Source organism: Streptomyces aureocirculatus, from assembly GCF_000720475.1.
In the GTDB taxonomy this organism is placed as follows: Bacteria; Actinomycetota; Actinomycetes; order Streptomycetales; family Streptomycetaceae; genus Streptomyces; species Streptomyces aureocirculatus.
In genome coordinates this window covers 25489-44606 of record NZ_JOAP01000020.1, presented here as the reverse complement: position 1 = coordinate 44606, position 19118 = coordinate 25489, and the positions used below count along the sequence as shown (strand labels likewise).

The window sequence follows — 19118 nt, the reverse complement described above, 5'->3', positions numbered from 1 at the left end:
CTGTCCTGTCGCGCCCAAGCGCCGCCGCGGCCCGGAACCCCCTTCATCAACTTCAACAAACTGTTGACGGAGCTGTTCAGAGGTCCTTACGCTCCGGTTCACCGTCAGCAGTTCCAGCAGTCCGTACGGAAGGTCAACTCCGCCACCATGTCGAAGCGTGTGCTCACGACCGAGTCCGGCGCTCCCGTCGCCGACAACCAGAACTCCGCCACCGCCGGCGTCGGCGGCCCGATCCTCCTCCAGGACCAGCACCTGCTGGAGAAGCTGGCCCGCTTCAACCGTGAGCGCATCCCGGAGCGCGTCGTGCACGCCCGCGGCTCGGGCGCGTACGGCTACTTCGAGGTGACCGACGACGTCACCGGCTTCACCCACGCGGACTTCCTGGCCGAGGTCGGCAAGCGCACCGAGGTGTTCCTGCGCTTCTCCACCGTGGCCGACAGCCTCGGCGGCGCCGACGCCGTGCGCGACCCGCGCGGCTTCGCGGTGAAGTTCTACACCGAGGAGGGCAACTACGACCTCGTCGGCAACAACACCCCGGTCTTCTTCATCAAGGACCCGCTGAAGTTCCCGGACTTCATCCACTCGCAGAAGCGCGACCCGTTCACGGGCAAGCAGGAGCCGGACAACGTCTGGGACTTCTGGGCGCACGCCCCCGAGGCCACGCACCAGGTGACCTGGCTGATGGGCGACCGCGGCATCCCCGCCTCGTACCGCCACATGAACGGCTACGGCTCGCACACCTACCAGTGGACGAACGCGCGGGGTGAGGCCTTCTTCGTCAAGTACCACTTCAAGACGAACCAGGGCATCCGCTGTCTCTCCGCCGAGCAGGGCGCGGAGCTCGCGGGCAAGGACGCCAACTCGCACCAGACGGACCTGCTCCAGGCCATCGAGCGGGGCGTGAACCCGTCCTGGACCCTGCACGTGCAGATCATGCCCGCGGCCGACGCGGCGAACTACCGCTTCAACCCGTTCGACCTCACCAAGGTGTGGCCGCACGCCGACTACCCGTTGCAGCGCGTGGGCCGTCTCGTCCTCGACCGCAACCCGGACAACGTCTTCGCCGAGGTCGAGCAGGCCGCGTTCTCGCCGAACAACTTCGTGCCCGGCATCGGCCCGTCGCCCGACAAGATGCTCCAGGGCCGCCTGTTCGCCTACGCGGACGCGCACCGCTACCGCCTCGGCGTCAACCACACCCAGCTCGCGGTGAACGCCCCCAGGGCGACGAAGGCCGACAACTACGGCCGCGACGGTCTGATGGCGTCCAACGCCTACGGCCGCGACCGCAAGAACTACGAGCCGAACTCGTACGACGGGCCCGCCGAGACGGGCAGGCCGCTGTCGGCCCCCCTCGCGATCAGCGGCCACACCGGCACCCACGAGGCCCCGGCCCACACCAAGGACGACGACTTCTTCCAGGCCGGTGAGCTGTACCGGCTGATGTCGGACGAGGAGAAGTCCCGTCTGGTGGCGAACATCGCGGGCGGCCTCTCGCAGGTCTCCCGCGAGGACGTCGTCGAGAAGAACCTCGCCCACTTCCACGCCGCCGACCCCGACTACGGCAAGCGCGTGGAGGCGGCGGTCCGCGCTCTGCGCGAGGACTGAGCCCCCGGGTTCTTTCGACCCACAGACTGCGCGGGGCACTTGACGGGAGGTCAGTGCCCCGCGCGGAGACCCGCACCGCCGTGGACCCGGATGAGGGGTGGTCACCCGGCGGGCGGGACGACGAGGACCGCGGCGGCTCGGGCGAGCCAGTGCGGTGGTGAAGGTCTCCCGGCCCCTTTTCGACCTGAGGAAGGGTGTCCGGGGACCGTCGCCCGACCGCCGCGGTCCCGGTCATGCCCATGGATTCCGCCCGGCGGCGCGTATGCATGTTCCGCCAGTCGCGCGCCGTCGGGCGGCAGCAACTCACCCTCCCGCGCCAGCTCTTGGCCCCCGGTACGCGTCGGATCGACGCACCGGGGGCCTCGCCGTGTCGGCGTACGCCCCCTCCCCCGCGCGGCGGAGACGGTCCAGCGGCTGAGCTGACGATCCGTGTTCCGGCGGGCGGCAGAGTCGGTGCCATGACGACGACCCCCGCTCACGAGCGTGCCCGCACCACCAAGACGCGTGACACCGGCTGGGACACCGGCACCCGGACCCGGCCGCGCTCCGGCGCGGGCACCGAACGCCCCGTGCCCCGCTGGGCCGAGCGAGTGGCCCACGCCATCCCCCTCGTGCTCCTGCCCCAGTGCCTGTGGCGGCTGCCCTTCGCCTTCGGCTTCGACATGGGCACGGGCACCGGGTCGATGGGCAGTCCGTGGGTCTCCATCCCGTACGTCTTCGGCCTCAGCCTCGTCACGGAGGGGTTCGCCTTGCTGGGCTTCGGCCTGGTCCGCGGCTGGGGAGAGGTCGTGCCCGGCTGGGTGCCGCTGCTCGGCGGCCTGCGCGTGCGGCCCGCCGCGGCCCTGGTCCCGGCCGTCCTCGGCGGCACCGCCGCCACGCTCCTGTTCGGCCAGTTCACCCTGGCCGCGCTCGACATCGGCCTCCACTTCGGTGACTTCGACAACGGCGCCTGGGAGGTGGCGGGCCGGGCCTGTCTGCTGCCGGCGGGACTGTGGGGGCCAATGGTCCTCGCCCTGAGCGTGCACTACTTCGTACGCCGCCGCCGTACGGCGTGAGGTCCCGTACGTACGCCGTAAGGGGCCCGAACGCGCGGGCCGGGAAACGGCCGACCCCCGTGCCAGGAGGTGCAGCTCTCCTGGCACGGGGGTCGGCGTGGGGACCGGACCGCGAGGACCGGCCGGTTCAGGCCTTGAGGGTCTTGATGGCGCTCGGGGCGTGCCACGGCTCCGTGGCGATCTCCTCGAACTCGGTGACATCGCTGATGTCCGCCGTGCGGCTCATGGAGATGTTGGTGACGCGCTCCAGGATCGCCTCGACAACCACCGGCACGCGGTACTCCTGCGCGAGCTTCTTGGCCTGCTCGAAGGCCGCGCCGAGCTCGTTCGGGTCGGTCACGCGGATCGCCTTGCAGCCGAGGCCCTCGGCGACCTTGACGTGGTCGACGCCGTACACGCCGAGCTCCGGCGAGTTGATGTTCTCGAACTCCAGGTTGACCTGGAAGTTGATGCCGAGGCCGAGCTGGGCCTGGCGGATCAGGCCCAGGTAGGAGTTGTTCACGAGGACGTGGACGTAGGGGATGCGGTGCTGGGCGCCGACGGCCAGTTCCTCGATCATGAACTGGAAGTCGTAGTCGCCGGAGAGGGCGACGACCTGGGCGTCCGGGTCGGCCGTGGCGACACCCAGGGCGGCCGGGATGGTCCAGCCGAGGGGGCCCGCCTGGCCGCAGTTGATCCAGTGCCGCGGCTTGTAGACGTGCAGCATCTGGGCGCCGGCGATCTGGGAGAGGCCGATCGTGGAGACATACCGGGTCTCGGGCCCGAAGGCCTTGTTCATCTCCTCGTACACGCGCTGCGGCTTCATCGGGATGTCGTCGAAGTGCGTGCGGCGGAGCAGCGTGGCCCGGTGCTCCTGGCCGCGGGCGATCCACTCACCGCGGTCGGGGAGCCGACCCGCCGCCTTCAGCTCCTTGGCGACCTCGACGAAGAGTTCCAGGGCCGCCTTGGCGTCGGACGCGATGCCGTAGTCCGGTGCGAAGATCTTGCCGATCTGGGTCGGCTCGACGTCGACGTGCACGAACGTGCGGTCCTTGCGGTAGACGTCCATCTTGTAGCCGGTGTGGCGGTTGGCCCAGCGGTTGCCGATGCCGAGGACGAAGTCGGACTCCAGGAACGTCGCGTTGCCGTAGCGGTGCGAGGTCTGGAGGCCCACCATGCCCGCGTTCAGCTCGTGGTCGTCGGGCAGGATGCCCCAGCCCATCAGGGTGGGGACGACCGGAGTGCCCGTCAGTTCGGCGAACTCCACGAGCAGTTCGCAGGCGTCGGCGTTGATGACGCCGCCGCCCGCGACGATCAGCGGCCGCTCGGAATCAAGGAGCAGGCCGATGGCCTTCTCGACCTGGGCACGGCTCGCCGCGGGCTTGTAGACGGGCAGCGGCTGGTACGTCTCCGGGTCGAACTCGATCTCGGTGAGCTGGACGTCGATGGGCAGGTCGATGAGGACAGGCCCAGGACGCGCCGAGCGCATCAGGTGGAAGGCCTGCTGGAAGACGCCGGGGACCTGCGCGGCCTCCAGGACCGTGACGGCCATCTTGGTGACCGGCTTGGCGATGGAGGCGATGTCGACGGCCTGGAAGTCCTCCTTGTGGAGCACGTTCGTGGGCGCCTGGCCCGTGATGCACAGGATCGGGATCGAGTCACCGATGGCGGAGTAGAGGCCGGTGATCATGTCGGTGCCCGCCGGGCCCGAAGTGCCGATGCAGACGCCGATGTTGCCCGCCTCGGTACGGGTGTACCCCTCGGCCATGTGTGAGGCGCCCTCGACGTGGCGGGCGAGCGTGTGATCGATGCCGCCGCCTTCCTCGAGCGCCCGGTAGAAGGGGTTGATCGCGGCCCCCGGCACGCCGAACGCGTTGGTGACGCCCTCGCGCTTGAGGATCTCGACTGCCGCGCGGGCAGCGGTCATACGAGCCATGGAGTTCTCCTGCTTCGGCTGGCGAATTCGGGCTCCCGTCGCGCCCCGCGGTGAGCTGTGAATTCCGCATTACGGAAACTATGTTCTGCTATATGGAAGCAATGTAAGCGGGCGTGCGAGGACCGTCAAGGGACCCGGGGCTCGCTCCAGCTCAAAATGGCGTATCGGCGCGGTCGCGTTCCGTACGACGATGGGCTCCGGCGGCCCGGTGGCCGAAAGTCCACCCAGGGCGGCCAGGAACGCGACGGGCGCGACGGGCGCGACGAGCGCGACGGGCGCGGGGTACGGCCGGCGGACGGCGGTGCACGGAAGGACGGGGGTGGGGACGATGACGGGGTACGACGTCCTGGTGTGGTGCCCGGTGTGCCGGCACGAACAGATCTACGCGCCCCCGGCCTTCCCCTGCCCCTGCGGCGCCCCTGTCGTCCCTCCCGTCACCCACGGCTCCGCCACCGCGCTCACCCACCGGACCCCGGCCGACGCCTGGGTGACGGTGCGGTGCGCCGCCTGCGGACGCGGCACGGACTGGCCGCGGCCGGAGCTGGGGTGCGCGTGCGGGGCGGTGCTGCGGATTCCGGTGGTGCCGGAGAGGCCGCAGGCCCCGGAAGGGCGTCCCTCGCTCAGCCCGCCGCACATCCCCCTGCCCGGGACGGCGCCGACCCCGCGGTACGCCTTCCGCCCGGTTCCCGTCCGCGGTGCCCGGGACGCGGTGGCCACGGCCGTGCTGTTCCTGCGCCGGCTCGGTTACGAGGACGTGCGCGAGGCCCGCCCCGAGGAGGAGCGGCCCCCGTCGGGCACCCGGCTCACGGCGCTCGGCGTGCTCGCGCAGGTCGAGCCGACCGTGCGGCCCGCCTCGCTGCGGGACGTGGAGTGCGCCTGGCTGACGGCGACGACGCACGCGGTGACCTGCGCGTGCTTCGCCCTGTCCGGATTCACTCCCGCGGCCCGCACCCGGGCCGACGAACTGGACGTGGCCCTGTTCCGCATCGAGCTCTCGGGCACACCGGAGCCCCTGAACGGCGCGGCGGACGAGCTGACGGCGACGGGGGCGTGACCCCTCAGCCGAACCGCTCCCGCAACTCCACCTTGCGCACCTTGCCCGACACCGTCATCGGGAAGCTCTCCAGGATGCGCAGCCCGGCCGGGACCTTGTAGCGGGCGAGCCGCCCCTCGCAGAAGTCCCGGAGTTCCGCGAGCGTCAGGGCGTCCTCGGGGTCGCGCAGGATGACGCAGGCAAGGGGCACCTCCCCGTACCGCTCGTCGGGCACTCCGACCACCTGTACGTCGGCGATCTTCGGGTGCCCGTACAGGAACTCCTCGATCTCGCGCGGGTAGACGTTCTCGCCCCCACGGATGATCATGTCCTTGATGCGGCCGACGATCTGTACGTATCCGTCGTCGCGCATGACGGCGAGGTCGCCCGTGTGCATCCAGCGCCCGGAGTCGATGACCTCGGCGGTCCGTTCGGGGTCGTTCCAGTAGCCGAGCATCACGCTGTACCCGCGGGTGCACAGCTCGCCCGACGCGCCGCGCGGCAGCGTGACCCCGGTCGCCGGGTCGACGACCTTGACCTCGATGTGCGGCAGGACCCGCCCGACGGTCCCGGTGCGCCGCTCCAGGTCGTCGTCCATCCGGGTCTGCACACAGACGGGCGAGGTCTCCGTCATGCCGTAGCAGATGGAGACCTCCGCCATGTGCATCTCGGCGACGACCCGCTTCATGACCTCGACGGGGCAGGGGGAGCCGGCCATGATCCCCGTACGCAGGCTGGTCAGGTCATACGTGGCGAAGTCGGCGAGGTTGAGCTCGGCGATGAACATCGTCGGCACCCCGTACAGCGAGGTGCACCGCTCGCGCTCCACGGCCTGCAGCGTGGCCACGGGGTCGAACGACGGCGCCGGGATGACGACGCAGGCGCCGTGCGAGGTGGCGCCGAGATTCCCCATCACCATGCCGAAACAGTGGTAGAAGGGCACGGGCAGACACACCCGGTCCTGCTCGCCGTAGCCGATGGTGCGCCCCACCCAGTACCCGTTGTTGAGGATGTTGTGGTGGGAGAGCGTGGCCCCCTTGGGGAAGCCGGTGGTGCCCGACGTGTACTGGATGTTGACCGGGTCGTCGCAGCTCAACTCCGCCTCCCGGGAGGCGAGTTCACGTTCGCCGACGGACCGCGCCGCGTCCAGGAGCGCACCCCACGACGCGTCGTCCCCGATGTAGTGCACGGCCCGCAGGTCCGGGCAGGCGCCCCGGACCTCGTCGACCATGGCCCGGTAGTCGGTGGTCCTGTGCCGCTCGGTGGCGACCAACAGGGAGACGCCCGACTGCCGCAGCACATAGGCGAGTTCGTGCGAGCGGTACGCCGGGTTGACGTTCACCAGGATCGCGCCGACGCGGGCGGTGGCGTACTGCAGGAGCACCCACTCGGCGCAGTTGACGGCCCAGATGCCGACCCGGTCGCCCTTGCCGACCCCGGAGCCGAGCAGCCCGAGCGCCAGTTGCTCGACGGCGGCCCCGAACTCGGCGTACGTCCAGCGGGTCCCGGCCGCGATGTCGACGAGCGCGTCCCGGTCGGGCCAGGCGGCGACGGCACGGGCGAGGTTCTGCCCGATGGTGTCGCCGAGCAGCGGGGTCCTGCTGGTGCCGTGGGCGTAGGAGAGCCCGGCAGGAGCCGGTTCGGCCGTGGCGCTCACCGGAAGTCCTCCTCGCGGTACTCGGCGTCGGACCCCTTGGCCGTGGCCTCGCGCAGCTCGATGCGGCGGATCTTGCCGGACACCGTCTTGGGGAGCGTGCCGAACTCCAGGCGGCGCAGGCGTTTGTACGGAGCGAGCGTCGCCCGCGAGTGCTCGAACAGGAGCTTGGCCGTGCCGGGCCCCGGTTCGTGGCCCTCGGCGAGCACCACGTACGCCTTCGGGACGGCGAGCCGCACCGGGTCGGGGGCGGGCACGACCGCGGCCTCGGCGACCGCCTCGTGCTCCAGGAGCGCGCTCTCCAGCTCGAACGGCGAGATCTTGTAGTCGGAGGCCTTGAACACGTCGTCGCTCCTGCCGACATAGGTGAGGTATCCGTCGGCGTCGCGGGCGCCGATGTCGCCGGTGCGGTAGTAGCCGCCCGCCGTGGCCTCGGCCGTGCGCTCCGGGTCGCCGTGGTAGCCGGTCATCAGGCCGACCGGGCGCGCCGACAGGTCGAGCGCGATCTCACCCTCCTCGGCCCCCGGCTCGCCCGTGACCGGGTCGAGCAGTTCGACGACGAAGCCGGGCGTGGGCCGCCCCATCGAGCCGGGCTTCAGCTCCTGCCCGGGGCTGTTGGCGACCTGTACGGCGGTCTCGGTCTGCCCGAAGCCGTCCCGGACGGTCACCCCCCAGTCGCGCCGCACCTGCTCGATGACCTCGGGGTTCAGCGGCTCCCCCGCCGCCACGACCTCCCGGGGCGGCGTACGCAACTGGGTGAGGTCGGCCTGGATGAGCATGCGCCACACGGTGGGCGGCGCGCAGAAGCTGGTGACGCCGACGCGGTCCATCTCGGCCATGAGCCGCGCCGCGTCGAACCGCGTGTAGTTGTAGAGGAACACGGTCGCCTCCGCGTTCCACGGCGCGAACAGGTTCGACCAGGCGTGCTTGGCCCAGCCGGGCGAGGAGATGTTCAGATGCACGTCGCCCGGCTTGAGCCCGATCCAGTACATCGTCGCCAGGTGCCCCACCGGATACGACACATGGGTGTGCTCGACGAGTTTGGGCCGGGCGGTGGTGCCGGAGGTGAAGTACAGCATCAGCGGGTCGTCGGCGCGGGTGGGTCCTTCGGGGGTGAAGTCGGCGGGGGCGGAGTCGACGCCGTCGTACGCGATCCACTCGGGGCCCGGCGGGGCCTGCGCACCGGCACGGCCCCCGACCACGATCCGGGTGTACTCCCCCGGCACGTCCGTGAACTTGGCGGTGTCGTCGCCGCGCACCACGACATGCCGGGCCCGGCCGCGTTCGACGCGGTCGCGCAGGTCGGCGGCGCCGAGCAGCGGTGTCGCCGGGATCACCACGGCGCGCAGCTTCATCGCGGCGAGGGCGACCTCCCACAGCTCGGCCTGGTTGCCGAGCATCACGACGACGCGGTCACCGGCGCGTACGCCGAGGCCGCGCAGCCAGTTGGCGGCCTGCGCGGAGCGCCGCGAGAGAGCGGCGAAGGTAAGCCGTGTCCCGGCCCCGTCCTCCTCCACGATGTGCAGGGCCGTGCGGTCGTTGCCGGCCGCGATGGCGTCGAACCAGTCAAGGGCCCAGTTGAAGTGGGTGGGCCGCGGCCAGGTGAAGCCCTCGTACGCGGTCCGGTAGTCCTCCCGGTGGCGCAGCAGGAAGTCCCGCGCCGCCCGGAAGTCCGCCACACCGCCGCCGTCCGCCCCGGTCGCCGTCATCTGTTACCCCTCGCATTCCGCGTGCCGCCGCTGGTTCCGTACCATCGTCTAATCCGTGACGCAGGTCTCACCACCCCCGTACGGGGGTGGTGTCCCGTCGGCACAAGAGGCGACAAGCGGCGACCCGGGGCGACACGGAGCCCGGAGCCGGAAAGGGCGGACGCGTGACGGTTGCGGACGGCGTCGAGGCGGCGGAGGTGCGGGCCGCGCTGCAGCGGCTGCGCAGCGGTACGGGTCTGGAGGTGGCCTTCGGCGGCCTGGTCGACGACGCGTCGTGCGTACGCATCGCCGAGCTGAACGGCACCGCGACGCGCTCCTTGAACGGCCTGACGATCCGCGCGGGCAACGGGCTCGGCGGCAAGGCGGTGGCCCTCGCCCGGCCCTGCGCCGTCACGGACTACAGCGTCTCGCGGCAGATCAGCCACGAGTACGACGCCGTCGTCGCCCCCGAGGGCCTGCGGGCGGTGCTCGCCGTGCCGCTGGTGGTACGCCGCCGGGTGCGCGGCCTGCTGTACGGCGCGCTGCGCACCGCGCTCCCGCTGGGCGACCGGACGCTCGCGGCGGCCGTGGCGGCGGCGCGGGACGTGGAGCAGGCCCTTGTGGTGCGGGACGAGGCGGCGGCGCTCGTGGCGGCGGCGCGGGAGGCGGCGTCCGGGCTGCCGCCGGGCCCCAGCGGGGCGTGGGAGCAGGTACGGGAGGCGCGCGAGGCGTTGCGTGCGCTGGCTCCGCGCATCGGTGATCCCGCGTTGCGGGAGGAGCTGTTGGCGGCGTGCGCGAGGCTGACGTCCGCGACACCGGCTCCCGCCCCGACGGCACCGGCCCCGGCACCGGCACCGGCCCCGGCGGCACCGCGGCTCGCCCCGCGCGAGGTGGACGTACTGGTCTGCCTGACGGACGGCGTCACCAACGCGGTGGCCGCGGAACGCCTGGGCCTGCGCCCCGAGACGGTGAAGGGCTATCTGCGCTCAGCGATGCGGAAGCTCGGGGCGCACACGCGGTGGGAGGCGGTGGTGGTGGCGCGCCGCATGGGGGTGCTGCCGTAGGTCCCCGAGTCCGGGGCGGGTGCTCCGCGGCTCACCGCCCGGGGAGGACCTCCCCGAACCGGATGTCGCAGGACGACGTGGCGCCGCCGTCGCCGTCGCCGTCGCCGTCGCCGCCGAGCATCCGGGCCGTGCGCTCGGCCTCGGCGAGGACTTCCTGGCGCCGTCGCCCGTCCAACTCCGCGAAGGGCTGCACGGTGAGCCGCACGCCCGTCCCGCCCCCGCCCCTGTCCTCGTCCAGACGCCAGACACCGGCGAGGGAGCCGTCCACGAGGAAGGTGCGGTGCGGCTGGTTCCCCGTCCAGGTGCGGTCCTTGTGTACGGGGTCCATGACGCGGGTGCGGTCGGCGTGCGAGAGGAGCAGGTTGTCGTACTCGGGGAGGAAGCGGGGCGGGGCCGGGGTCTCGGGGTCGGGCCGGGGCGCGTCGGGCAGGTCGAAGAGCTCGACGCCGTGCTCGTCGCGGAAGGCGCGGAGCCCGGGCCGCAGCCGCTCGAAGGCGTCGCGGAGCCGGGTCAGGCCCGCCCAGGCCTGCATGTCCTTGACGGAGGCCGGCCCGAAGGCGCCGAGGTAGCGCAGCACGATGTCGTCAGGGGCGGGGTCGTCGGCGAGCGCCCGGCCGAGCCAGTGCTCGGCGGTGGTGAGCGCGACCTGGCCGCTGCGGCGCCACAGCCCGCGCGGGGTGACCTGGAGCAGCGGGAGCCTGGCGCGGGCGGCGATGCCGAGGGACTGCGGGTCGGCGTCCGGCCAGTGCCGCAGCAGCTCGGTACGGAGCTGGGCGAGGGTACGGGGTTCCTCCTCGACGTGGGCCCGGGCCAGCACGGCGAGCCGGTCCAGGTCCACGCCGACGAGGCCGCGGCGGAACATCCGCAGCTCGCGGTCGAGGGCGGCCTGGCTGAAGGGCCGCAGGACCAGGGCGTCGTCGGCGGTGAGGGTGTGCACGGTGGACCGCATGGTGACGATGCGCACCGCGGCCCGCTCGCCCATCAGCCCGGACAACTCCATCGGATCGAAGTCCGCGAGACGGGCGGCGAGGGCGTGGTACGGCGGCTTGACGTTCTGCGCCTGGAGCCCGACGAGGTGGGTGAGGGCCGCTTCGGCGGACATGGCGGCGCGCTCCAGGAGGAGTTGCCTGGCGAGGGTGGCTCGGTTGAGGGCGCGACGGCTGAGCACCGGGGCGCGCGCGGGGCGCTTCGCCGGGGTGGCCGGGGTCTTCGTCATGCCCCGCACGCTAGCGCCGGTCGCGGACGGGTACGGTCCGCGAGGGCGGCGCCGACGGGGGTCGCGCCGCGGTCCGTCCACCGCATATACCCTGATCGGGGACGTACGGAGCACGGGCGCGGGCATGCGCCCCCGCACACCGGCACGACGCACGACACATGACGCACAACGCACAACGCACAACACATAAAGCACGACGCACGACGCACGACGCACGACGCAGCCGAACGACGCACGCCGGAACCGAACGACCACGGGAGGGGCACAGGTGACCCCCGAGCGACGGACACACCGCCCGCAGCAGGCACGCAAGCATTCATGGCGGCGAGCGTCCTCGCAGTCGGCGCAGGGCGGCGGGAAGCCACCGGCGGACTCACCGAAGCACTCCGCGGAGCACGCGCGGCCCGAGCGGCCCGCACTCGCGGCGGACCCGAGCGTGGTGCAGGCGTCGCTGTACCGGGACGGCGTACATGTGGCGTCGCCCGGCTCCCTGGCGGCCACGTTCCGCGCCCTGCGGGCGGAGCCCGACGGCATGGCGTGGATCGGCCTCGCCCGCCCGACGGAGCAGGAACTCCTCTCCCTGGCAGCGGAGTTCGACCTGCACGAGCTGGCGGTCGAGGACGCGATGGAGGCACACCAGCGCCCGAAGCTGGAGCGGTACGGAGAGACGCTGTTCGTGGTCCTGCGGGCGGCGCGCTACCTGGACGCGCCGGAGGAGGTCGACTTCGGCGAGCTGCACATCTTCGTGGGCGCCGACTTCGTCATCACGGTGCGGCACGCGGCGGCCCCCGATCTGTCGGCGGTGCGCCACCGGATGGAGGAGAGCCCGGAGCTGCTGCGCCTGGGCCCGGAGGCGGTCCTGTACGCCATCCTGGACGCGGTCGTGGACGGCTACGCCCCCGTGGTGTCGGGTGTCCAGAACGACATCGACGAGATCGAGACCGAGGTCTTCGGCGGCGACCCGTCGGTGTCCCGCCGCATCTACGAACTCTCCCGCGAGGTGGTGGAGTTCCAGCGCGCGACGCGCCCCCTGGTGGGCATGCTGCACGGCTTGATGGCGGGCTTCGCGAAGTACGGCACGGACGAGGAGCTCCAGCGCTACCTCCGTGACGTGGCCGACCACGTGACCCACACCAGCGAACGTGTGGACAGCTTCCGCCAGGCCCTGGCCGACATCCTCACCGTCAACGCCACGCTGGTCACCCAGCAGCAGAACGCGGAGATGCGGGCTCTGGCGGAGGCGGGCTTCGAACAGAACGAGGAGATCAAGAAGATCTCCTCCTGGGCGGCGATCCTCTTCGCCCCCACCCTGGTGGGCACGATCTACGGCATGAACTTCGACCACATGCCAGAACTGAACTGGACCTTCGGCTACCCCTTCGCCGTCCTCCTGATGGCCGTGGTCTGTGTGAGCCTGTACTTCATCTTCAAGCGGCGGGACTGGCTGTAGACAGTCGACCGCTCCAAGAGCGTCGCGAGGCCCGCCAGCACCGCCACCCCGATCTCGGTCCGCTAGGTCCAGTCGGCACGCTGGGCGGCCGAGGTGCCGACCGGTTCCTCCCCACGGTCCTGCGCGCTGCCGCCTGCCCCCTGTTCCGCCGCGTTCACGCCCCCGCTCCCCCACGGCCTGCGTCGAGCCTCCACGCAGCAGACGCACGCCGACACCGACATGGTTCAGGTGCCCGTACCCGCCTGCGTCATGCCAGTCGCGCAGGCGCATTGGCCTTGACAGCCAACGGAGTTGCGCAATGGCGGCCGTCGCTGCGCGACTTTCGCCGTCGTCATGCTGATTGGCCTATGAAGCGCCCGCGTAGCAGACATCTGCGACGGTTGGATGCGCATGCGATGCTCCCTGCCACGGTTCTCACTTCCTGGTGACAGGCAACCGCACCCGGCTGGCGGCGACGGTCAGGAGCAGCGCTGTCAGGCATACGCAGACCGCCGCGGGCAGCGCGTACTCGTGGAGGCCCTCCTTGCCGGACAGCAGCGGGTCGGCGCTCCCCGCAAGGGTCTGCGGTGTCCATGATTGGAGCTCGTCCACGGCCGAGAGGGCCGGCAAGGCCACCAGGAGCAGGCCCAGGGAGCAGCCGACTGTCGCCAAGACACTCCGCAGTACGGAGGCCACAGCAGCCACGACCGCGACGGCGAACGCCAGGTAGAGGCAGACCAGGCCGCCGTGTTCCAGTGTGCGGGGAATTCCCGGGTCACCGATGAGGACGGCCGTCTCGTACCCCGCGCCGACGAGCCCGAGGAGGTAGGCGACGATGCAGGCCGCGGTGACCACTACGTAGCGAGGGATGAGGATGTCGCTCTTTCTGGAGACTCTCAGCCGGTAGAAGAGGAAGGTCTGCGGCCGCGCGTCGAGGCACAGCGATGCCGCTGCGACGGCCGCGACACAGATCAGGCCGAGCTGCTGCATGTTGCTCGCGTACGATCCGATGCCGTCTTCCGGGGACGGGGGCGGCATCTCGACGTGAACGCCATCCGAGGCCGCACTGGAGACGATGTCGTCGGCGAAGTACTCCAGGAGTGGCGCGCTGCAGCCCAGAAAGACGAAGGCGACACCCAGGATCAGAGCGCGACGCGTCCGCGTGAGGCGGAGCACCTCAAGCCGCCACATCGTCATGTCGCCCTCCGGGATGGGTTGTCGCCAAGGGCTTCGGCTCCGTCGGCACGCAGGGGTGCGGCTGCGTCTCCGGACGATACGGAGAGCAGGACCGACTCAAGATCAGCACCTACCGTCTCAAGTCCGGTCAGCGCACACGACTCTCGAGCCACGACCCTCGGAATCCCGACTGCGCCGTGGTGGACGGTCTCCGCTTCCACTCGGAGCGAGCGCGAGCCCTCCTCCTCGACGGCCGTCACCCACTTCTCCGTACGCAATGCCGATAGCAGCACGCGCGTCTCTTCCGGGTGGCTCAGTCGTACGCGCCATACAGGATGAACATGCGCGTCGACGATGTCACGTGTACGCCCCTGAAGAATCAGACGCCCCCTGTCCATGATCCCCAGTCCGTCGCAGACGGTTTCCACGTCGTGAATGATGTGGCTGGACAAGATGACCGTGGACTCTCTTCGCAGGTCCTGAATCAGGTCCAGAGTCCGCCTTCTGCCTTCGGGGTCCAAGCCGGAGGTCGGTTCGTCGAGGATGAGGAGATCCGGTCCGACGACGAGTGCGGCGGCCAGGCTCAGCCGCTGCACCATGCCGCGGGAGAACCCGCCGACGCGGCGGTCGGCCGCCGCTTCCAGGCCGACCAGGGTGAGGAACTCCAGCGCCTGGCCGCGCGCGGCGGCCCGCGTGGCCGCCGCGGCGCCGGTCAGCTTCGCGGAGAGTACGACGACCTCTGCCGCTGTCAGCCAGGGTTCGAATTCCGGCACGTCAGGGCACATCGCGACGGTGGCGCTCGTCAGCCCGATGGAGCCGGCGTCAGGTGCGATGAGGCCGGCCAACATGGACAGCAGCGTCGTCTTGCCGGCTCCGTTCTTGCCGACCAGGCCGTAGACACTCCCCCGGTCGATCGACAGGTCGACGTCGAAAACACCGACACCGCCGAAGTCCCGGGACAGCCCAGTGGTGGTGAAGGTCGCCAGGGAGCCGGTCATCGGCTCTCTCGGCCGATCGCCAGATAAAGGATTCCCCCCATGGGAACAGATATCAGACACACCACGGCCCAGAGCCATTTCGGCAGATGTCGCGTGCTTTTCGATTTACCGAGATCGACCAGGCAATACACCAGGAAAGCCACCGCGAGAACAATGAGCGGTAACAGTGCGCCCCATAGATTTCCGTCCATGACCGTACGCCTCCCCGGGTGCTGCGACACCCACCGAACCGCTTCCCCACCAGCCCTGATCGAGACGGACGAAATTCTACCACCGTGGGTCAGCGGACGGAGGGCTCTCGGACCGGATCACTGACAGGTGATGTATCCGGCCAACGCGCCTGTCTGTTTCCTGCCACAGGCCGAGGCAGCCACTTGGGCCATGTGATCGGATGGCGACAGGAATGCAGAAATATGATGTCGAGAGCAACCATGGAACAGGCGAAGGTGAAAAGCCCGATGACCAGGGCTATGCCTGCATGGAAGACCACGGCACCCACTAGGAAGTACTTCCAATACGCCTGCGGCAGGATCAGGGCAAGCGCAAGGATAATTTCGCCCACCATCATGGACCAGGTGAAGATAGTCAGTGGCGTCCCGTGATGGATGAGGGGGTCGAACATCCAGGAAAGCCACGGCGGGGCACCGAATGTCTCATCCGTCATCCAGTAGTACATCGCGGTTCCGTCTGCCCACTCACGTACACCGAATTTCGCCGTACCGGCCTGAAAGTAGAGAACGGCTGCCTGGATCCTTATGACGCACACGGTCACAAGTGTGACCATGGCGCCCGTCCAGAGCGGCTGCGAAGATTCCGGGATCTTCTTCGGTGGATCCCAATGGGTACGCCGGCTGTCGCACAGGGCGATCGGCACGATGAGGAACGCAAGCACAGCCGCGACCTGATCACCTCCGTCAAGCGTCGTGGCAGAGGCTTGGAAACTGAAGGTGACATACCAGTGGGGTATGGCCGTCCAGCGGGGGAAGTATCCACTGGCCGCCGCCACGAGAACAAGAATGGACAGCCATCGGGCCAGGTCCAAAGAGGGCGACACGCAGTAGATCGAGGCTCCCGCGGCGCCCTCGCACTGCGGTGGCGGTCCTACGCCCGAGGCCGGAGCGAACAGCGTATCGGTCGAGTTGGCGACGAGAGTGAGGAGCGTACCGACGGCCAGCAGCGTGCGGGCGCAGCCATACACGTTGGTGATCGGCGAAGGTGATGTCAGCCGCGTCATGCGCGCGCCGAGGCCGGCCAGCGTGTCGCGCGTCAGCACCCGACCTCCAACCGGAGGAGCTGCATGGGCATCTGCTCGTCGACACCGTGCGCCGCCCACACCCATGGTTGCGGCGCTCTCCTGATGATGGCGACCGTGCCGCACAACTCCGGCCCGGGCGTGGGGTTGCGTACCTCGACAGCACTTCGCCCCGATGCACAGTCAGTGAGCACATCCTTCTCGCTGTCGGTCGCCCCGCCCAGCGCACAGTCCACCCACCTGGCTTTGCGCTGCAGTGCTTCCGTGTAGATCAGGCCCATCTCGATGCCGTCCGAGTTCCGTGAGCGCCGCACTCCGAAGAGGTTGACCGGGGATGCTTGGTGGTGCCTGTTCCCGGCTTGGCCCCATCCGCTGCCGTCGCGGTACTTCCAGGCGTACAGGTCCTTTTCGCGTGCGTCCCGGGTGAAGAACGCCCATCCTTCCGGGAGCACCGTCTGCACGTGCTTCCGTTGCTGCCCGGGAAGGCTCATCGCGCTCCCCGGAACGGCCGCGTCCACGACGTAGAGGCCGGTGACGGAGAACACGCCGACCACCAGGAGGACGAGAACACCCCTGACCTGTAATTGGGCCCGGCTCGGTGCTGATTCGCTCACCGGCATCCACGAGTTCCGGCTGTCCGACTCCATGGCTCCTCTCCCCATCGTGGAACACGACGGTCCTGCGGGGGCGCCGATGACGCCACCCCCACAGGACCAGGACCAAGTGGGTTCACCGGAGCTTGGTCACCATGTCGTGCACAAGCCCGTCGACCTTGAGTTCGGATGCGTTGTCCGGGGCGATGCTCTTCACCTTCACCCACTTCCACACCACGACGACTACCGCAGCCGCCACCGGAAGAGCCACTACGATGGCCTGGCCCCTTTGCTTCTCGTCCGCGGGCTCGCCGGTGCTCAGGTCCTTGGCGACGGCCTCGACCGTCTGGCCTGCCTTCAGCAGTTCCTGCTTCGTACGGACATGGGATCCGCTGGACACCGCGGCGGCGAGGTCACCGACGGTCCCCGGGGAGCGCCGCTCGATCTCGGCCATGACACGGTTCTCGGCCGCGCGCGTCTTATCGGTCTCCGTGGCAGCACTCCCGAAATACCGGGAGAGTTCCTTCGCCGCCGGACCGTGCCCGAAGAACACGCCCCGGAAGATGGTCTTCTGATCGAACTTGCTCGCGCTGCTCCGTACAGCCACACCATCAGAGCCCGAGTCGGCGTAGGCGATCCCAGCCGAAATTCCTCCGATAAGCATCGCTCCACTCACGGCGCCGGCAATGGATTTCTTTGAGAACCTTGAGGTATTCAACACGTGTGTTTTCTCCTCCCTATGGACGGATCACTGACCAGGCGAATCAATTTACTCGCGCGCCTCCACCGTCGACAGTGGCCGCAGGGACAGTGCCCGAAGGGACAGTGCCCGAGGGGGCAGCACCTCCTCGGGCACTGCATAGTTAATGTTGAATAGCGTTTAGGATTCTTTGCATCTTTTGCCCGATGTGCCCGTATTGCGAGGGAGGCGGCAAGGCCGGACCCGCCCGCCGCTTCGCGACGATCTCCAAAAAAGGGATGTGGCAGCCCTGACAGAACGGGAGCGGGAAGTGATTTCGCTCCTGGGCGGTGGTGCAAGTAATCGCAACATATCTGAAATACTCTGCATCACGGAACGTACAGTGAAAGCACACATAGCGCGGATCATCGAGAAGCTTTCCCTGAAGTCACGGTACGAGGCCGCCTTGATCGCCGTGCTCCACTCGGACCGCCTCTGCTTGTGCACGGCAAGCCATCCCTACCCCCACGCGTGAGCGTCCCCCTGGACGCGGACACCGTGTGGCCGGGCATCACCGCCGCCACTCCGTGGATCGGCTGCCTTCGCCCGGACCTCGCTCGCCTGCTTTCCCATCGGAACACCGGAAGCGGGATTCCCGGTCTTTCTTTCACCGGATCCTCCGGGGCCACTCCTCCTGCACGAACGCGCTCCGCGAGGAAACGCTGAGGCGCTGCTCCGTACCGCAGCTCGGCTTCCCCGGCGGCACACAACCCGGAGCAGGCAGGGCTCGCTGTAGTGGTGAGCAGAGTGTGCGGGTGCAGTCGCCTCACCGTACGCCGTGATGCGCAGCGAGGCATCGCTACGATCACCGTCATGGATTGGCTGGAGCGCGTCGCGGGGCTGCGGCAGTGGAGTCGGGACGGTGTGCGGGCGCCGCACAAACCGTTGTTGCTGCTGTACGCGCTGGGCCGTTTCCAGGCGGACGCCGAGGGCGAGTTGCCGTACACGGCGGTGGAGGCGGATCTGAAGCGGCTGCTGGCGGAGTACGGTCCCGCGCGCGCGACCACGCCCGCCTATCCCTTCCACCACCTGGTCAGTGACGGGGTGTGGGAGGTACGGACCGACCGCGGCGGCGGCAGCCCCGGCACCGGTGTACGGGAGCTGCGGGCCAGTGGGGCCGCCGGGCGGCTCGCCCCGGGCCTGCGGGTGGTGCTCGGGCGGGAACCGTCGCTGCTTGGCCGCATGGCCAGGGTCCTCCTCGACCTGCACTTCCCGCCCTCGCTGCACCAGGACCTGTGCGACGCGGTGGGCCTGGAACTGGAGTTGGCGGAAACGGAGGCGCTGGTGGCTCCCGGGAGGCGGCAGCGGGATCGGCGGCTGCGGGAGATCGTACTGACCGCCTACGCGTATCGGTGTGCCTTCTGCGGTTACGACGGCATGCTCGGCACCGTGCCCGTCGGGCTTGAGGCCGCGCACGTGCGCTGGTGGGCGTTCGACGGCCCGGACGACATCGACAACGGACTGTGTCTGTGCTCCCTGCACCACAAGCTCTTCGACAGGGGCGTCCTCGGCATAGGCGACGGCCACCGCATCCTGGTCTCCCAGCGCTTCGCGGGCCGCAGTCCCGCCGCCCGCGACCACGTCACAGCACTCGCCGGCCGCCCCCTCCTGGGCCCAGAGCCCGGCATCCGGCCCATCGCCGCGTCCCACCGCTCCTGGCACACCCGCCAAGTCTTCCGCCGATCATGACCAGGCTGGCGA

General features: G+C 69.9%; 17 protein-coding genes. 7 read left to right on the top strand and 10 right to left on the bottom strand.

Annotated elements, in window-relative coordinates; translation table 11 throughout:
* Positions 1–147 precede the first annotated feature (147 nt).
* Together IG78_RS0119370 and IG78_RS0119365 are read left to right on the top strand one after the other, a co-directional pair.
* The gene (locus IG78_RS0119370) at positions 148–1605 is read left to right on the top strand and encodes a catalase (protein ID WP_030564868.1); all 1458 of its coding nucleotides are present in this window, start codon (positions 148–150) and stop codon (positions 1603–1605) included.
* A gap of 458 nt (positions 1606–2063) precedes the next feature.
* Entirely contained in the window at positions 2064–2660 is a 597-nt protein-coding gene (locus tag IG78_RS0119365; RefSeq protein WP_225882115.1) for a hypothetical protein, read from the top strand.
* Between the two features lie 127 nt (positions 2661–2787).
* On the opposite strand, the gene gcl is transcribed toward IG78_RS0119365, so the two are convergent.
* The gene (gene gcl, locus IG78_RS0119360) at positions 2788–4575 is read right to left on the bottom strand and encodes a glyoxylate carboligase (RefSeq protein WP_107054953.1); all 1788 of its coding nucleotides are present in this window, start codon (positions 4573–4575) and stop codon (positions 2788–2790) included.
* Between the two features lie 328 nt (positions 4576–4903).
* Between gcl and IG78_RS0119355 the strand changes: the two genes are divergently transcribed.
* The gene (locus IG78_RS0119355) at positions 4904–5629 is read left to right on the top strand and encodes a hypothetical protein (protein WP_030564863.1); all 726 of its coding nucleotides are present in this window, start codon (positions 4904–4906) and stop codon (positions 5627–5629) included.
* A gap of 4 nt (positions 5630–5633) precedes the next feature.
* Here the strand turns inward: IG78_RS0119355 and IG78_RS0119350 are convergent, their stop codons facing one another.
* Entirely contained in the window at positions 5634–7265 is a 1632-nt protein-coding gene (locus tag IG78_RS0119350) for an AMP-binding protein (RefSeq protein WP_030564861.1), read from the bottom strand.
* On the bottom strand, positions 7262–8971 hold the full coding sequence (locus IG78_RS0119345; protein WP_030564859.1) for an AMP-binding protein: 1710 nt from the start codon (positions 8969–8971) through the stop codon (positions 7262–7264). The genes IG78_RS0119350 and IG78_RS0119345 overlap by 4 nt, the downstream gene beginning before the upstream one ends.
* A 164-nt stretch (positions 8972–9135) precedes the next feature.
* On the opposite strand from IG78_RS0119345, the gene IG78_RS0119340 reads away from it, so the two are divergent.
* Complete coding sequence (locus tag IG78_RS0119340) at positions 9136–10014, top strand: helix-turn-helix transcriptional regulator (protein WP_030564857.1); 879 nt, start codon at positions 9136–9138, stop codon at positions 10012–10014.
* A gap of 31 nt (positions 10015–10045) precedes the next feature.
* Here IG78_RS0119340 and IG78_RS0119335 read toward each other — a convergent pair whose 3' ends face one another.
* Positions 10046–11230 (bottom strand): winged helix DNA-binding domain-containing protein, encoded by a 1185-nt coding sequence (locus tag IG78_RS0119335; protein ID WP_030564855.1) that lies wholly within the window; start codon positions 11228–11230, stop codon positions 10046–10048.
* A 268-nt stretch (positions 11231–11498) separates the two neighbouring features.
* On the opposite strand from IG78_RS0119335, the gene IG78_RS0119330 reads away from it, so the two are divergent.
* Positions 11499–12680: a magnesium and cobalt transport protein CorA gene (locus IG78_RS0119330; protein ID WP_078965245.1), complete on the top strand. Its 1182-nt coding sequence runs from the start codon at positions 11499–11501 to the stop codon at positions 12678–12680.
* 414 nt (positions 12681–13094) lie between these two features.
* On the opposite strand, the gene IG78_RS0119320 is transcribed toward IG78_RS0119330, so the two are convergent.
* The 6 genes from IG78_RS0119320 to IG78_RS0119300 all read right to left on the bottom strand — a co-directional run bounded on the left by IG78_RS0119320 (position 13095) and on the right by IG78_RS0119300 (position 17399).
* Positions 13095–13856: an ABC transporter permease gene (locus IG78_RS0119320; RefSeq protein ID WP_030564850.1), complete on the bottom strand. Its 762-nt coding sequence runs from the start codon at positions 13854–13856 to the stop codon at positions 13095–13097.
* On the bottom strand, positions 13853–14833 hold the full coding sequence (locus IG78_RS42280; RefSeq protein ID WP_063760769.1) for an ABC transporter ATP-binding protein: 981 nt from the start codon (positions 14831–14833) through the stop codon (positions 13853–13855). Before IG78_RS42280 ends, IG78_RS0119320 begins: the two co-directional genes overlap by 4 nt.
* Complete coding sequence (locus IG78_RS52675; RefSeq protein ID WP_078965243.1) at positions 14830–15024, bottom strand: PLDc N-terminal domain-containing protein; 195 nt, start codon at positions 15022–15024, stop codon at positions 14830–14832. The genes IG78_RS42280 and IG78_RS52675 overlap by 4 nt, the downstream gene beginning before the upstream one ends.
* An 89-nt stretch (positions 15025–15113) precedes the next feature.
* Positions 15114–16106, bottom strand: a complete 993-nt coding sequence (locus IG78_RS0119310) for a sporulation-delaying protein SdpB family protein (RefSeq protein WP_051852764.1) — start codon at positions 16104–16106, stop codon at positions 15114–15116.
* On the bottom strand, positions 16100–16732 hold the full coding sequence (locus IG78_RS0119305; protein WP_030564843.1) for an SdpA family antimicrobial peptide system protein: 633 nt from the start codon (positions 16730–16732) through the stop codon (positions 16100–16102). The genes IG78_RS0119310 and IG78_RS0119305 overlap by 7 nt, the downstream gene beginning before the upstream one ends.
* A gap of 82 nt (positions 16733–16814) precedes the next feature.
* Entirely contained in the window at positions 16815–17399 is a 585-nt protein-coding gene (locus IG78_RS0119300) for a sporulation delaying protein family toxin (RefSeq protein WP_157855811.1), read from the bottom strand.
* 187 nt (positions 17400–17586) lie between these two features.
* On the opposite strand from IG78_RS0119300, the gene IG78_RS45930 reads away from it, so the two are divergent.
* Entirely contained in the window at positions 17587–17892 is a 306-nt protein-coding gene (locus IG78_RS45930; RefSeq protein WP_318657870.1) for a helix-turn-helix domain-containing protein, read from the top strand.
* Between the two features lie 338 nt (positions 17893–18230).
* Positions 18231–19106, top strand: coding sequence for a phosphorothioated DNA-binding restriction endonuclease (locus tag IG78_RS0119290; RefSeq protein ID WP_030564840.1), 876 nt, complete (start codon positions 18231–18233; stop codon positions 19104–19106).
* Positions 19107–19118 lie beyond the last annotated feature (12 nt).

Bases quoted from the DNA above. Each gene is read 5' to 3' on its own strand.
- IG78_RS0119345 (WP_030564859.1), bottom strand. From the start codon at position 8,971: ATGACGGCGACCGGGGCGGACGGCGGCGGTGTGGCGGACTTCCGGGCG.
- IG78_RS0119290 (WP_030564840.1), top strand. From the start codon at position 18,231: ATGGATTGGCTGGAGCGCGTCGCGGGGCTGCGGCAGTGGAGTCGGGAC.
- IG78_RS0119355 (WP_030564863.1), top strand. From the start codon at position 4,904: ATGACGGGGTACGACGTCCTGGTGTGGTGCCCGGTGTGCCGGCACGAA.
- IG78_RS0119305 (WP_030564843.1), bottom strand. From the start codon at position 16,732: ATGGAGTCGGACAGCCGGAACTCGTGGATGCCGGTGAGCGAATCAGCA.
- IG78_RS52675 (WP_078965243.1), bottom strand. From the start codon at position 15,024: ATGGACGGAAATCTATGGGGCGCACTGTTACCGCTCATTGTTCTCGCG.
- IG78_RS0119370 (WP_030564868.1), top strand. From the start codon at position 148: ATGTCGAAGCGTGTGCTCACGACCGAGTCCGGCGCTCCCGTCGCCGAC.
- IG78_RS0119320 (WP_030564850.1), bottom strand. From the start codon at position 13,856: ATGACGATGTGGCGGCTTGAGGTGCTCCGCCTCACGCGGACGCGTCGC.
- gcl (WP_107054953.1), bottom strand. From the start codon at position 4,575: ATGGCTCGTATGACCGCTGCCCGCGCGGCAGTCGAGATCCTCAAGCGC.
- IG78_RS42280 (WP_063760769.1), bottom strand. From the start codon at position 14,833: ATGACCGGCTCCCTGGCGACCTTCACCACCACTGGGCTGTCCCGGGAC.
- IG78_RS0119335 (WP_030564855.1), bottom strand. From the start codon at position 11,230: ATGACGAAGACCCCGGCCACCCCGGCGAAGCGCCCCGCGCGCGCCCCG.
- IG78_RS0119365 (WP_225882115.1), top strand. From the start codon at position 2,064: ATGACGACGACCCCCGCTCACGAGCGTGCCCGCACCACCAAGACGCGT.